The organism is Sphingomonas rustica, assembly GCF_039652585.1.
Lineage (GTDB): Bacteria > Pseudomonadota > Alphaproteobacteria > Sphingomonadales > Sphingomonadaceae > Sphingomonas > Sphingomonas rustica.
Genome location: NZ_JBDIZK010000002.1, coordinates 70,276 through 82,902 on the forward strand (window position 1 = coordinate 70,276; position 12,627 = coordinate 82,902).

Sequence of the window (12,627 nt, forward strand, 5' to 3'; positions counted from 1 at the left end):
AATGCTCCTTCAGGCAGGTTCGGGAATGCGGGCATTGAGCGCGATGGCGGCCTCGAGCGGGCGCGGGTCGACCCAGTCGGCCAGCGCGAAATCGGCATCGAGGAAGCCGTGGGTGAAGAGGAATTTCTTCTGCTGCTCGAACAGCGCGAGCCGCTCCGGATCGAGCGTGGGATGCAGGCCCTCGTGCAGCCGGGCATAGGCCTGGTCGACCGCGGCGGCGCTGCCGTCGGTCTCGAACGCCAGGATCTCGCGCAGTTTGTCGGGTTGCGCCGCGACCCGGTCGGCGGCGCGCAGCGTCACCGCCAGGAAGCGAACCAGCAGGTCGAAATGGTCGTCCAGCAGCGACTGGTGGACGGTGATCGGTCGCGGCGTCCCGTTGTTCACGCGAAAGCGGCGATCGGGCAGGGCGTCGATGTCGACGGCAACGACCAGCCCTTCCTCGCGCGCCTGGTCGAGCGCGGCGGCGCCCTTGACGTAGATCGCATCGACCCTGCCCTCGGCCAGTTGCCGGATCGGCCAGAGCCGCCCCACGCCCGATCGGCGCGGACCCAGGTCGCGTCCGGCACCGCCGATGTTGCGCAGCACATCCTCGGTCTCGACCAGATCGACATCGTCCAGCGTCAGCCCGGCGGAGGCGAGCGCGCCCTTGTACCCGGCCAGCAGCATGCCGCGGGCAATGCTGGTGCCGCGGACATGATCGGGCACGTCGTTGCGGCTCCAGCCCGGCAGCGCAAGGCGCCGGCCCTTCAGGTCGGCCGCGCTACGGATGCCGGTGTCGGGGCGGGTCAGGATCAGCTGGCTTTCCTCGATCCAGGTGAGCCCGACCAGCCGGGTCGGCTCGCCCTGCGCGCGCGCGGCGATCGAGAGCATGTTGCCGCCCTCGCGGATCAGCGTCGGCAGGCGGTGGTCATAATGGTGGCGGCCAAGCTCGGAGCCCGATTCCTGCAGCGTCCTCAGCGCGATGCCGTCCGCGGCGAAGGCCTCGGTCAGCCAGCCGAGCTTGTAGGCGATGCCGGTCGCGGTCGGGACCGGGCAGCGTGTGAACCAGATTTCGTCGAGTGCCGGCACCGCGTCCTCCTCCGCATCGAAGCTGTCGGAGGAAGGAGCAAGGGGCGTGCCAATCGGGCCTGGGAGAGGGGCGCGGGCCGGCGCCCGCTCGGGCCGGGAAGATCTGCGCCATAATCAACAGGGGGCATGTGCGGTTTTCACCGCGCCCGCGTCAGATCAGGCCGAAATTCTTGAGGTGCGTACGCACGACATTGCGCGTGACGCCCAGCGCCGCGGCGGTCTTGATCTGGTTCGCGCCGTTGCGCTGGAAGGCCTCGGTCACCGCCGCGCTGACCAGGCGATCGAGCAACGCATCATGGCTGCCGTCGAGCAGACGGTTCACCAGCGGGCGCACCATGTCCTCCAGGTCCGCGGGCAGGCTCGTCGGCTGCCCGACCATGTCGGTCCGTCGCGCACTTGGCTGATGCTCGGGCAGGCCCAGGTCGTCGATCTGGATCAGCCCGTCGGTGCAGACCAGGGTGGCGCGATAGATCGCATTCTCCAGCTCGCGGATATTGCCGGGCCAGTCATAGCCATAGAGCGCCTCTTCGGCGGTCGGGCTCAGATCGAGCCTGCGCGGCCGGATCTTGTCGCCATAGACCTGGAGGAAATGGCGGGCGAGCGGCAGGATGTCCGCGCGGCGTTCGCGCAGCGGCAACAGCGGCAGCGTGACGACCTGAAGCCGGTAGAAGAGGTCGGCGCGAAACCCGCCCTGGGCGACGGCATCGTGCAGGTCGACATTGGTTGCCGCCACCACCCTGACGTTCAGCGGCCGCGCGGTGCGTGAGCCGAGCCGGACCACCTCGCGTTCCTGAAGCACGCGGAGCAGCTTCACCTGCAGCGACAGCGGCAGGTCGCCGATCTCGTCGAGGAACAATGTGCCGCCATCGGCCGCCTCGAACCATCCGGGGCGGGCGGCATGGGCGCCGGTATAGGCGCCCTTCTCATAACCGAACAATTCGCCCTCGATCAGCGTCTCGGAAAAGGCGCCGCAATTCACCGCCAGGAACGGCCCGTCCGCCCGGTCGCTGAGCGAGTGGACATAGCGCGCGACGAGTTCCTTGCCGGTGCCGGTTTCCCCGATGACGAGGATGTTGGCGTCGCTGGGCGCGGTCTTCTCGATCAGGGGCATCAGCGCGCGGGAGCGCGGGTCGGAAAAGATGAAGGCACGGGCGCGGGCGCCGACCGAATGATGTTTCTGCGAATCGAACGCCAGCACCGAGCGTCCGTTCGCCTGGTGCGCCGCGAGCCCGACATCGGCGCGCGGGCTCGATTCATCCTGTGCGATCATGGCCATGGGTTCCTCCCGAACAGGCGCCCGCAGCGTAACAGAACATATCCTATCGAGTCAGTAGGAAATAAAATACCCGCCAAAGCTGAGCTATCAGGCCTCCAGTGCCTGTGACGCGACACGGTCCGCGCGACGGCGCAAGGCGGCCTGGAGCGGCCGGGGATCGATCCAGCGCGCGACATCGACGCGCTCGTTCAGGAACCCGTGCGACCAGAGGAAATTCGCCTGGGAGTCCAGCATCGCCACGCGATCCTCCGACAGGTCGGGGTGCAGCGAGCGATGATAATCGTCGCGATAGGCCGCATCGACACCGGCGACGGTCGACAGCGTCTCGCGGGCGAGGATGTGGCGCAGCTCCGCGCGGTTGTTCGATGCCCAGTCGGCGGCGCGAAGCGTCTGGTCGAGATAGCGGACGACCAGGTCGAAATGATCCGCGATCATATGCTCGTGAACCGTGATCGGTCGCGGCGTGCCGTTGTTCACCCGGGTCAGCCGGCTGGGATAGGCGTCGAGGTCCAGGCCGACGGTCATGCCCAGCCGCGCGGCGGCTTCCGCACCGGCCGCCCCCTTCACATAGACTGCATCGACCCGGCCCGCGGCGAGCCATTCCAGGCCCAGCCACAGCCGCTTCATGCCCTGGATGCTGGGCTGTTCGACCGGCGGCGCGGGAACGTCGACCAGCCGGATATCGTCGAGCGTCAGGCCTCCCAGCGCCAGCGCGCTTTCGATCCCGTGCAGCGCCATGCCGCGGGCGATGCTCTCGCCGCGGGTGCGCGCGAAGCCGGGCAGGGCGAAGCGCAGGCCCTTCAGGTCCGATGCGCCCAGGATGCAGGTGTCGGGACGGACGATGATCGCCTGATGCTCGTCGATCCAGGTCAGGCCGATCACGCGGGTGGGTGCCCCCAGGGCCCGGGCGGCGAGCGCCTGGATGTTGCCGCCTTCGCGGAACAGGAATCGCGCCTGCTGCTCGGGGTTGGCCGCGACCAGGTCGAGCCCGATCTCGCGCACCCGCCTGATCGCGATCGCATCGGCCGCGAATGCCTCTTCCATCCAGCCAAGCGCCCAGGCCACGCCCGATGCCGAGGGAACGGGGCATCGCGTGATCCAGATGCAATCGGGGACTTCGGCCATCGGTTCGGGCTCCTTGAACGGCGATGCGAGCCAGCAAGGGACATGCCAATTCGGCCGCGCCGGGACAATGCGAAACGGCCGCTGGGATTCGCGCAATCCGCCCCGCGCGCTGCTGCAAACTGCGCAGCGACGGGGCGCAAGGCCGCGTCCGCGCCTGTTTTTCGGTAAGGATCGCGCTTGGCACGCGAAGTGCAACCGGAACGCCGGAACAACGCCGTAACAAGGAGTTTCGCGTGGCCAAGGCAACGTCATGGCGCCCCTGGGCAATCGGCATTTTCGTGGTGGCGCTGATCGGCGTCGCGATCGCCTTCCAGTTCCGCGGACCTGTCCAGGCCGGCGGCGCGAAGGTCGTCAACATCGCCGGCATCGCCTATCCCTATCAGGGCGGCCAGGCCTATAACGGCCTGACCGGCGTGGTGATCAGGCAGGGCTGGCTGAAGGACGAGCTTGCCAGGCGCGGCGTCGAGCTGGTGTTCACCCCGGTGCCCACCGCGGTGGGCGGCCCGATGATCAACGAGGGCTTTTCGGGCAAGCGGATCGACTTCGCTTCCTATGGCGATTTTCCCGCGATCATCGCGGTCTCCGGCGGTGTCCCGCTCAAGCTGGTCGCGCCGCTGGGCCAGGGGCAGAACAGCTATCTGGTCGTTCGCAACGGTCTCGCCGCAAGCAGCATTGCCGACCTGAAGGGCAGGAAGATCGCGCTGCACCGCGGTCGCCCATGGGAGCTGCCCTTCTCGAAGCTGGTCGATGCCAACGGACTGAAGCTCGGCGACTTCCAGATCGTCAACATCAATCCTTCGGCGACTGCTGCCGCGCTTGCCTCGGGCAGCATCGATGCGGCCTTTCTGCTGTCCGACGGACTGCTCCTCGAACAACAGGGTGCGGGCAGGGTGATCTGGTCGACCAAGGAGGCGCCCGCCGACTGGCGGATGCGCGCCGAACTGTTCGCGCGCGGTGGCTTCGTCGACGAGAATCCGGAGCTGACCCAATTGGTGGTCGACGCGTTCATTCGCGCCGCCGCGTGGTCGGCGCGCGAGGAAAATCGCCAGCAGGTGACCCGGGATGCCGCGCGCGGATCGATGCCGGTCGAGATCGTCGCCAGGGACTATGAGGAGTCGGGCATTACCTGGCGCGACCGCTTCTCGCCGCTGTTCACGCCCAATGTCGCCGGCCATTACCGCTCGGTCGCCGCCTATGCCCATGATCGCGGACTGGTGCGCAGCAAGGTGGATGCCGACGCGCTGCTCGATACGCGCTTCGTCGAGCAGTCGCTGCGCACGCTGAAGCTGGAGGGATATTGGAAACCGGCGGGCGAGGGCGCGCAGGCGTCCCGGCCTCAGGGGCCGCGGTCCTGATGGCGCGCGCGACACTTCCCCCGCCGGCGTCCGGCATCGGACGCCATGGCCGGCTTTCTGCCGTCATTGCCCCGCTGGCGCTGATCGCGCTGTGGCAGATCGCCTGTCTTTCCGGCCTGTTCCCGCCGCAGGTGCTGGTGCCGCCCAGCGAGGTCCTGGCCGCCCTGGTATCGCTTGCGAAGAGCGGCGAGCTCCAGCGGCACATCGCCGACAGCATGTTCCGGCTGGGCTTCGGCTTTGCCATCGGCGCGCTCGCCGGGCTCGTCTTCGGGACGACGATCGCGCTCTCGCGGCTGGCGGAGGCGGCGTTGAGCCCCTTCTTCCTGGCATTGTGGCAGGTGCCGGTGATCGCGTTCGTGCCCGTGCTGGTCGTCTTTCTCGGCATCGACGAGCCGTTCAAGATCGCCATCGTCATCCTGGCGGCCTTTTTCCCCGTTGCGCTGGCAACCTTCGACGGGGTGCGCGGTGTGCCCCGGGCATGGTTCGAGGTGGCGCGCGTCTATCGCACGCGGCTGCCCGACCTGATCTGGCGCATCATCGTCCCCGCCACGGTGCCCGCGGTGCTGACCGGGCTTCGCGTCGGGCTGACCCGCGCCTGGGTCGTGCTGGTCGCCGCCGAGCTGCTCGCGGCCGACAGCGGCATCGGCCAGATGATGGAGATGGGGCGGCAGATGTTCCGCATCGATGTCGTGCTGGCCGGCGTCGTCATCAGCGGACTGATCGGCTTCGCGCTGGATCGCGGCGTCAAGGCGATTGAGCGCCGCGCAACCCGATGGAAAACCGCATGACGCTGCTGCTCTCCCGCCGCTGGATCCGCCTCGCCATCGGGCTGGTCGTGCCGGCGATCGCGCTGACCTGGTGGCAGGTCCAGGCGTCGCAGGGCGGCGCCAACGCTATCGCCTTCGCGCCGCTCCAGTCGATCGGGGCCGCCGCCTGGGACCTGACCGCGAATGGCACGCTCGTCAGCGATATGATCGCCACCCTGTCGCGCAGCCTAACCGGCCTGGCGATCGGCGGCACTCTCGGCATCGCCGTCGGCGTCGCGATGGCGATCTGGGGACCGCTCGACCGCCTACTGGGGCCGTTGCTCAACGCCATCCGCCAGGTGCCGCTGATCGGCTGGCTGCCGCTGTTCGGCCTGTGGTTCGGGACGGGGCAGGGATCGGAGCTGATCATCGTCAGCATCTCCGCCTTCTTCCCGACGATGCTCAACAGCTATGAGGGCGTCGCGCATGTCGAGCACCGCTATCTCGAGGTCGGTCGCATCTATGGCTTCACCCCGTGGCAGCGCTTTCGCCTGATCCTGCTGCCGGCGGCGATGCCGCTGATCCTCACCGGCCTGACCCAGGCGCTCGCCTTTGCCTGGATCACCTCGATCGCGACCGAGATCCTGCTCGGCGTCGGCGGCGGGCTGGGCGTCACCATGCAGCTCGCCCAGACCCAGCAGCGCCTCGACATCATCCTGGTGGCCATCATCGCCACGGCAATGCTCGGCTTCGCGATCAACCAGCTGTTCCGCGCCGCCCGCGCCCATCTGCTGCGATGGCAGCCCCTTTCGATCTGAAGCGGAGAGTCCCCATGTACGTGGAAGCCCTGTCACGCGCCAAAGCGACCCCCACCACGCCCGCCGGCGGCGCGCTGAGCGTGCGCGACCTCAACAAGAGTTTCACCATCGGCGGCACGCCGCGGCCGGTGCTCGAAGGCATCAACCTCGACGTCAGGCCGGGCGAGTTCATCAGCATCGTCGGTGCCTCGGGCTGCGGCAAGTCGACGCTGCTGCGGCTGATCGTCGGGCTCGATGCCGAATATGGCGGCGAGATCCGGCTGGACGGCGAGCGGGTGGCGACGACCAGTCTGGACCGCGGCATCGTCTTCCAGGATCACCGGCTCTTCCCCTGGATGACGCTGGAACAGAATATCGAGCTGGCGCTGCTCAACACGGGCACGCCGAAGGAGCGGCGCGCCCGGATCGTCGCCGACCATATCGCGCTGGTGAATCTCGACGGTTTCGAAAAGGCCTATCCGCATCAGCTGTCGGGCGGCATGGCGCAGCGCGCGGCGATCGCCCGCGCGCTGGTGACCGAGCCCAAGCTGCTGCTGCTCGACGAACCGCTGGGCGCGCTCGATGCGCTCACCCGGGTCCATGTCCAGAGCGAGCTCCAGCGCATCTGGATGGCCGAGCGCTCGACCATGATCATGGTGACCCATGACGTCGAGGAAGCGCTGTATCTCGGCGACCGCGTGGTGATCATGGCGCCCAATCCCGGCCGCATCCGCCGCATCGTCAACGTCGACCTGCCGCACCCGCGCGATCGCAGCGCGCCGCTGCTGCACCGGCTGAAGGACGAGATCCTGGCCGAGCTGACCGCGACGCCGGCCGATCCCGCCAACCTGATCCGCCTGCCGGCGCGGGAGGAGCGCTGATGCCGCGCCAGGCCGCCTATCCGGTCGAACCGCTGTTCGTCGACCGCTGGTCCCCGCGCAGCTTCACCGGCGAGCCGGTGCCCGACGCCGTGCTCCAGACCGCGTTCGAGGCGGCGCGCTGGGCGCCGTCGGCGTCCAACGTCCAACCCTGGCGCTTCCTGGTCGCGCGCCAGGGCGATGCGAATTGGGACGGCTTCGTTGGTCTGCTCGCGGCACGCAACGCGCTCTGGGCAAGTCGCGCGTCCGCGCTGATCGTCATCCTGTCCGATCGCTATGTAGAGCGGCGCGGCGAGGTGGTCGCGAACAGCTCGCACAGCTTCGACACCGGCGCTGCCTGGACCAATTTCGCGCATCAGGCGCTGCTGCTCGGCTGGCACACCCATGGCATCGGCGGGTTCGACCGGGATGCCGCGCGCGAGCTGCTCGAGGTACCCGACGGGTTCGCGGTCGAGACGATGGTCGCGCTCGGCCGGATCGGCGGCCTCGACACGCTCCATGCCGATTTTCACGCATCCGAGACCCCCAATGGCCGGCGCCCCCTGAGCGAGTCCGTCTTCGCCGGCCGCCTGGGCCATCCTGCATTCGACGACGAAAGGACCGCGGCATGAGCGTCAGCACCTATTGGCGGATCGATCCCGCGGCCGACCCCTCCCGTTCGGAGCCCGGCGCGCGGCGTGGCGGTCTGTTCCGCGACGTCCGCCCGGCCACGATCAACCGCTATGACTATTATGCGCAGATCGCGCAGGCGGCGGCGCAGACGGCGTTCGACGGCCTGTTCATCGCCTATCGACCCGACTGCGACGACAGCCGCATCCTCGCCGCAGCGATCGCGCGCGAGACGCCCCGCCTCGCGCTGATCCCCGAATTCCCGTCATCCTCGGGATCGGCGGTCTATGCCGCCAAGCAGGCGGTAAGCTTCCGGCGCGCGACGCACGAGCGGCTGGGCTGGGCGATCGCCCCGTCCGGCGACGACCGGGACCTGGCTCGAACCGAGGAATTCCTGGCTGTAGCGCGGGGCGTGCACAGCCAGCATCCCTTCTCCTTCGCCGGCGATCATTTCGAGGTGCAGGGCGGTGGCTTCGAGGCGCCCCTGAACCGGGTGCGCGCGCCGCAGGTCTTCCTCCAGGGCGACAGCGAGGAGTCGCTGGCGCTTTCGGCCCGCGCGGCGGATGTCCACCTCTTCGCCGCCGCCCCGATCGATTCGCTGCGCCATGCCGTCGAGGCACTGGATGCCGCCAGCCTGAGTGCGGGACGAACGGTCGGCTTCGGCCTGATCCAGCCGATCCTCGCGCGCGAGGATGACGACGAGGCCCGGCGCGACGCCGAGCGGCTGGGCCTGGGCCCCGACGCGCTGGTCGGGACCTATGATGCGGTCGCCGACCGCCTGGCGCAGCTCGCCGCGCTCGGCATCGGCCACCTCGTGCTGACCGCGCCATCGTCGCTGGAGGAGGCCTATCGGACCGGCCAGCACGTCCTGCCGCGCCTGCGCGCGCGCACCGATCCGGCCCGCGCCGCCGCCTGAAGGGAGAGTTTCATGTCGATCGATTTCTACTGGCGCCTGCCGACCCATGGCTGTCACGCCAGCCTGCGCCACAGCGCCTATGACCGCGGCGACTGGTCGCCGCTTCGGCCGGGCAACGTCGCGCCGGGCCTGGACCGCGACGGCGAGGATGACGGCCATCGCTATATCGATCATCTCGCCGAGATCGCCCGCGCCGCCGAAAGCGCCGGGTTCATCGGCGGGCTGATCCCGTCCTTTCCCAATACCGACGATCCCTGGGTGATCTCGCCATTACTTGCACGTGCAACCAAGGCGTTCCGGTTCATGATCGCGTTCCAGCCGGGATTCCTCGATCCGGTCCACGCCGCGCGCATGTCGGCCAGCCTGCAGCGCGCGACCGGCGGACGCACTGTTTTCAACATCATAACCGGTGGTGGCGGCCCGTCCCAGCTCTGGTGGGGCGACGGTTTCGGTCATGATGATCGCTACGGACGGACCACCGAATTCCTCGACGTGTTCAAGGGCGTCTGGAAGGCTGAGGATTTTTCCTATGACGGCCGATTCTACCGGGTGCAGGACGAGGGACTCTCACCGCTGCTCGCGGCGGAGGACCTGCCCGAGATCTGGTTCTCCGGATCGTCGGACGCGGCGCTGCAATCGGCGGCGAAGCATGCCGACTATTACCTCTCCTGGCTGGAACCGTTCGACCAACTCGCCGACAAGTTCGCGCGCGTGAAGGCGCGCACCGCCGCGCTAGGCGGGGAGCAGAAATGCGCCGTGCGCGTCGATCTCGTGGCACGCCCGACCGAGGAAGAGGCGTGGCGCGAGGTTCGGGCGGGCTTCGAGAATCTGAGCGACGAACGCCGCCGCGCCAGCAGGGCCGGGCCGACCGATTCCGTTGGCGCCGCGCGCCAGCAGGCGCTGAAGCCCGGCGAAGCGCGATATTATGACGACCTGATCGTCGCGTCGAACCTGTGGGGCGGGTTCAGCCTGCTGCGCGGCGGACCCGCGCTCGGCATCGTCGGCAGCTACGAACAGTGCGCCGCACGGCTCGACGAGCTGATCGCCCGCGGCGCCGACGCCTTCATCCTTGCCGGCACGCCGCATCTGGAGGAAGCGTGGCGCGTGGGCGAGGAGGTGCTGCCGCTGCTCGGACGAAGCGCGCAGAGCCTGCTGCAGGCCGCCGAGTAACAAGAAAAAAGGGGGCGCCCGCGGGATCCCGCGGGCGCCCCCTTTTCGTGTCAGAACCGCACGATCAGCGAGGCGCCATAGGTGCGCGGATCGCCCCATTGCACCGTGTCGCCGGTGATGCCCTGCACCGGATTGTTCTGCGGCAGCGCGTGGTTGCGATAGTCGGTGTCGAGCAGGTTGTTGGCGAACGCGGACAGGGTGTAGCGATCGTCGGCCGAGGTGAAGCTGATCCGCGCATTGGCGATCGTATAGCCGCGCTGCGACAGCGCCGGCCGGTTCACCAGGTCCTGCGGCGTGATGTAGTAATGCTGGAGCGAGGTGTATCGCGCATCCGCCACCAGATCGATCGTGCCCGCGCCCTCGATCGGCACGCTATAGGTCGCGCTGCCGTTCAGCGTCAGCCGCGGCGCGCGCACGAACCGCGCGCCGGACAGGTTCGCCCCGCCATTCACCACCTGGAGCCGGTCGTACTTGGTATCGAGGATACCGACCGCGCCGCTCAGCTGCAGCCGGCTGACCGGCCGCGCCTGGATCTCGATCTCGACGCCGTTGACATGCGCCTTCTCGGCATTCTGGAGGTAGGAGACGGTCGCCCCGCCCACCGCGCCGGGGTTGGGCCCGACCACGTTGATCTGCACGTCATTATATTTGTAGTGGAAGCCGGTGACGTTGAACGTCAGCGCGCCGTCGAACCATTGCGACTTGTAGCCGAGTTCGAATGCGTCGAGCTTCTCGGGTTCGACCACCTGCAGCGCGACCGGCAGCGTCGCGGCAGTGTTGAACCCGCCCGACTTCAGCCCGTGCGAGAATTTGAAATAGAGCAGGTTGTCGCGGTCGATGTTCCAGGACGGAGTGACGTCATAGGTGAACGCGTCCCAGGTCTTCCTGAAATCGCCCGAGAACGTCCCCGCACCGCCGAAGCTGCCGGTGTAGCTGTCCCACCAGCGCGCGATGTTGGACCAGCCGGCGGCGGCGGCGTTGGGCGACGCGAACCGATCGAAATCGAGCGTCTTGGTCTCACGCGTCCACCGCGCGCCGAGCGTCAGCTTCACGGCATCGGTGAAGGCGAAGGTCGCGCTGCCGAAGGCGGCACCGCTCTCCGCCTTGTGGTCGTAGCGCGTCAGGCTGTAGGCCGCGGTCGCGGTCGCGCCGGGACGCGACGGCACGCTGCCCTGCGGCAAGGTCGCGGAATAGCTGTCGGACGCGATCTTCTCGGTGAAATAATACAGGCCGAGGATCCAGCTCAACCGATCGGCCTGGGGCGAGGCGAGGCGCACCTCCTGCGTCCATTGTTCGCTCTTCGCCTGCACATAGCCGCGCGAAATCTCCAGCGGCGTATAGTCGCTGTCGGTCGCGCCGCGCGTCTTAAACCGTTCATAGCCCGTGATCGAGCTCAGCGTCAGTGCGCCCAGCGTCCAGTCGAGGTGCAGCGATCCCCCGAACTGGCTGTTGCGCGAGAATTCGCCGGCATTGGTCGAGATGTCGTCCTTGTCGGTCGAGGGCGCATACCCGTTGCGCAGGATTCCGCTGGGGGCATAGCTGATCGTGTTCCAGTAGGTGCCGTCGGTGTCATAGTCGCGATAATGGAGGCTCAGCAGCGTCTCGACATTCGGGTCTGGCCGGAACAGCAATTGCCCGCGCAATACGGTATCGCGAACCGCATTCGACGTCTCGCCGGTGAAGAGATTGGTGAAGCGCCCGTCGCGATCGTCGAACCGGGCCGAGATGCGTGCCGCGAGCACATCCTGCGCCAGCACCGCGCCCACCGCGCCCTCCACGATCTTGTTGTCGAAGCTGCCATATTCCAGCTTCACATAATTGTCGCCGTCGCGCGGCGTCAGGCTGGGCCGCTTGGAAATGACGTTGATCGCGCCGCCGGTCGTGTTCTTGCCCCACAAGGTGCCTTGCGGGCCGCGCAGCACCTCGACCCGCTCAAGGTCGAACAGCGGGATGCCGGTCGCGCTCGCATTGCTGATATAGACATCGTCCAGATAGAAGCCGACCGGGTTCGCCAGATCCAGCTGCTGCTGCCCCGCGCCGACGCCGCGGATCCACCAGCGGGGGCGGCCATGTTGCTGCGTGCCCGCCGACGCATTGGGAACCAGGTTCAGGATCTCGTTTGCCGATCGCCCGATCCCGCCTTCGCGAAACACCTCGTCGCCCAGCACGGTGACTGCGGTCGGCACATCCTGCACCCGCTGTTCGCGGCGCTGCGCGGTCACGACGATGTCGGCGCCACGTTGATCGTCTTCATCGTCGGCCTTGGCGGAGGCGCTGGCAGGAACGACGTCGTCCCCCCCGGGGGCGGCATTGGCGACGCTGGCCGAACCGAGTGCCAACGCCAAGCTGCTGATCCGGGTAAGCGTGACGGTGGAAGGTGTAAAAATCTTCGACAAGGAAGCCCCCGACTTGACGCGCGGCGACCGCGCAGGTTCGAAGCAAGTCGAAGCAATGGTCATGCCATTTATCTAACCGTTTGAATTGACATATTTTCGTTACCGTCTTGGCGCGTTGAGGCCTGGGTATGGTGCGATCGCAACAACCCAAATCCGGGTCGCTGCTGAGGATTGAACACGTGGGGATGTATGTCCGGCTATCGAGGCGGCACCCTTGGTCCATGCCTTCGCACGCCCAATGGCAGCGCTTGATCCCTGACCGCTTGCGTGAGGCGAACTGACCAAAGGCCA

Annotated in this window: 12 protein-coding genes; 8 read left to right on the forward strand and 4 right to left on the reverse strand. The window is 67.8% G+C overall.

Annotation, left to right across the window (positions count from 1 at the left end; all coding sequences use genetic code 11):
- Nucleotides 1-9 precede the first annotated feature (9 nt).
- From TPR58_RS03330 to TPR58_RS03340, 3 genes are all read right to left on the reverse strand, one after another.
- Nucleotides 10-1,068 (reverse strand): ABC transporter substrate-binding protein, encoded by a 1,059-nt coding sequence (locus tag TPR58_RS03330; protein WP_346245196.1) that lies wholly within the window; start codon nucleotides 1,066-1,068, stop codon nucleotides 10-12.
- A gap of 151 nt (nucleotides 1,069-1,219) precedes the next feature.
- Nucleotides 1,220-2,344 carry a sigma-54 interaction domain-containing protein gene (locus TPR58_RS03335; protein WP_346245197.1) on the reverse strand — a complete coding sequence of 375 codons (1,125 nt, stop codon included), beginning with the start codon at nucleotides 2,342-2,344 and terminating at the stop codon, nucleotides 1,220-1,222.
- An 87-nt stretch (nucleotides 2,345-2,431) separates the two neighbouring features.
- Nucleotides 2,432-3,469, reverse strand: coding sequence for an ABC transporter substrate-binding protein (locus tag TPR58_RS03340; RefSeq protein ID WP_346245198.1), 1,038 nt, complete (start codon nucleotides 3,467-3,469; stop codon nucleotides 2,432-2,434).
- Nucleotides 3,470-3,702: 233 nt separating this feature from the next.
- Between TPR58_RS03340 and TPR58_RS03345 the strand changes: the two genes are divergently transcribed.
- Genes TPR58_RS03345 through TPR58_RS03375 form a run of 7 tightly spaced genes read left to right on the forward strand, consistent with a single transcriptional unit; the run spans nucleotide 3,703 to nucleotide 9,940 of the window.
- The gene (locus tag TPR58_RS03345) at nucleotides 3,703-4,824 is read left to right on the forward strand and encodes an ABC transporter substrate-binding protein (RefSeq protein ID WP_346245199.1); all 1,122 of its coding nucleotides are present in this window, start codon (nucleotides 3,703-3,705) and stop codon (nucleotides 4,822-4,824) included.
- Complete coding sequence (locus TPR58_RS03350; RefSeq protein WP_346245200.1) at nucleotides 4,824-5,612, forward strand: ABC transporter permease; 789 nt, start codon at nucleotides 4,824-4,826, stop codon at nucleotides 5,610-5,612. Before TPR58_RS03345 ends, TPR58_RS03350 begins: the two co-directional genes overlap by 1 nt.
- A complete protein-coding gene (locus TPR58_RS03355) occupies nucleotides 5,609-6,388 on the forward strand; it encodes an ABC transporter permease (protein WP_346245201.1) in 780 nt (259 codons plus the stop codon). The genes TPR58_RS03350 and TPR58_RS03355 overlap by 4 nt, the downstream gene beginning before the upstream one ends.
- 14 nt (nucleotides 6,389-6,402) lie before the next feature.
- Nucleotides 6,403-7,248 carry an ABC transporter ATP-binding protein gene (locus tag TPR58_RS03360; protein ID WP_346245202.1) on the forward strand — a complete coding sequence of 282 codons (846 nt, stop codon included), beginning with the start codon at nucleotides 6,403-6,405 and terminating at the stop codon, nucleotides 7,246-7,248.
- Nucleotides 7,248-7,856 (forward strand): nitroreductase family protein, encoded by a 609-nt coding sequence (locus TPR58_RS03365; RefSeq protein WP_346245203.1) that lies wholly within the window; start codon nucleotides 7,248-7,250, stop codon nucleotides 7,854-7,856. The genes TPR58_RS03360 and TPR58_RS03365 overlap by 1 nt, the downstream gene beginning before the upstream one ends.
- Nucleotides 7,853-8,770 carry an LLM class flavin-dependent oxidoreductase gene (locus TPR58_RS03370; RefSeq protein WP_346245204.1) on the forward strand — a complete coding sequence of 306 codons (918 nt, stop codon included), beginning with the start codon at nucleotides 7,853-7,855 and terminating at the stop codon, nucleotides 8,768-8,770. Before TPR58_RS03365 ends, TPR58_RS03370 begins: the two co-directional genes overlap by 4 nt.
- A 12-nt stretch (nucleotides 8,771-8,782) precedes the next feature.
- A complete protein-coding gene (locus TPR58_RS03375) occupies nucleotides 8,783-9,940 on the forward strand; it encodes an LLM class flavin-dependent oxidoreductase (protein WP_346245205.1) in 1,158 nt (385 codons plus the stop codon).
- Between the two features lie 50 nt (nucleotides 9,941-9,990).
- Here TPR58_RS03375 and TPR58_RS03380 read toward each other — a convergent pair whose 3' ends face one another.
- The gene (locus tag TPR58_RS03380) at nucleotides 9,991-12,279 is read right to left on the reverse strand and encodes a TonB-dependent receptor (RefSeq protein WP_346245206.1); all 2,289 of its coding nucleotides are present in this window, start codon (nucleotides 12,277-12,279) and stop codon (nucleotides 9,991-9,993) included.
- On the opposite strand from TPR58_RS03380, the gene TPR58_RS03385 reads away from it, so the two are divergent.
- Nucleotides 12,251-12,412 carry a hypothetical protein gene (locus tag TPR58_RS03385; protein WP_346245207.1) on the forward strand — a complete coding sequence of 54 codons (162 nt, stop codon included), beginning with the start codon at nucleotides 12,251-12,253 and terminating at the stop codon, nucleotides 12,410-12,412. The two genes, TPR58_RS03380 and TPR58_RS03385, sit on opposite strands and share 29 nt — an antisense overlap.
- The last annotated feature ends 215 nt before the right edge of the window (nucleotides 12,413-12,627 follow it).

Bases quoted from the DNA above. Each gene is read 5' to 3' on its own strand.
- TPR58_RS03375 (WP_346245205.1), top strand. From the start codon at position 8,783: ATGTCGATCGATTTCTACTGGCGCCTGCCGACCCATGGCTGTCACGCC.
- TPR58_RS03370 (WP_346245204.1), top strand. From the start codon at position 7,853: ATGAGCGTCAGCACCTATTGGCGGATCGATCCCGCGGCCGACCCCTCC.
- TPR58_RS03335 (WP_346245197.1), bottom strand. From the start codon at position 2,344: ATGGCCATGATCGCACAGGATGAATCGAGCCCGCGCGCCGATGTCGGG.
- TPR58_RS03340 (WP_346245198.1), bottom strand. From the start codon at position 3,469: ATGGCCGAAGTCCCCGATTGCATCTGGATCACGCGATGCCCCGTTCCC.
- TPR58_RS03360 (WP_346245202.1), top strand. From the start codon at position 6,403: ATGTACGTGGAAGCCCTGTCACGCGCCAAAGCGACCCCCACCACGCCC.
- TPR58_RS03350 (WP_346245200.1), top strand. From the start codon at position 4,824: ATGGCGCGCGCGACACTTCCCCCGCCGGCGTCCGGCATCGGACGCCAT.
- TPR58_RS03365 (WP_346245203.1), top strand. From the start codon at position 7,248: ATGCCGCGCCAGGCCGCCTATCCGGTCGAACCGCTGTTCGTCGACCGC.
- TPR58_RS03355 (WP_346245201.1), top strand. From the start codon at position 5,609: ATGACGCTGCTGCTCTCCCGCCGCTGGATCCGCCTCGCCATCGGGCTG.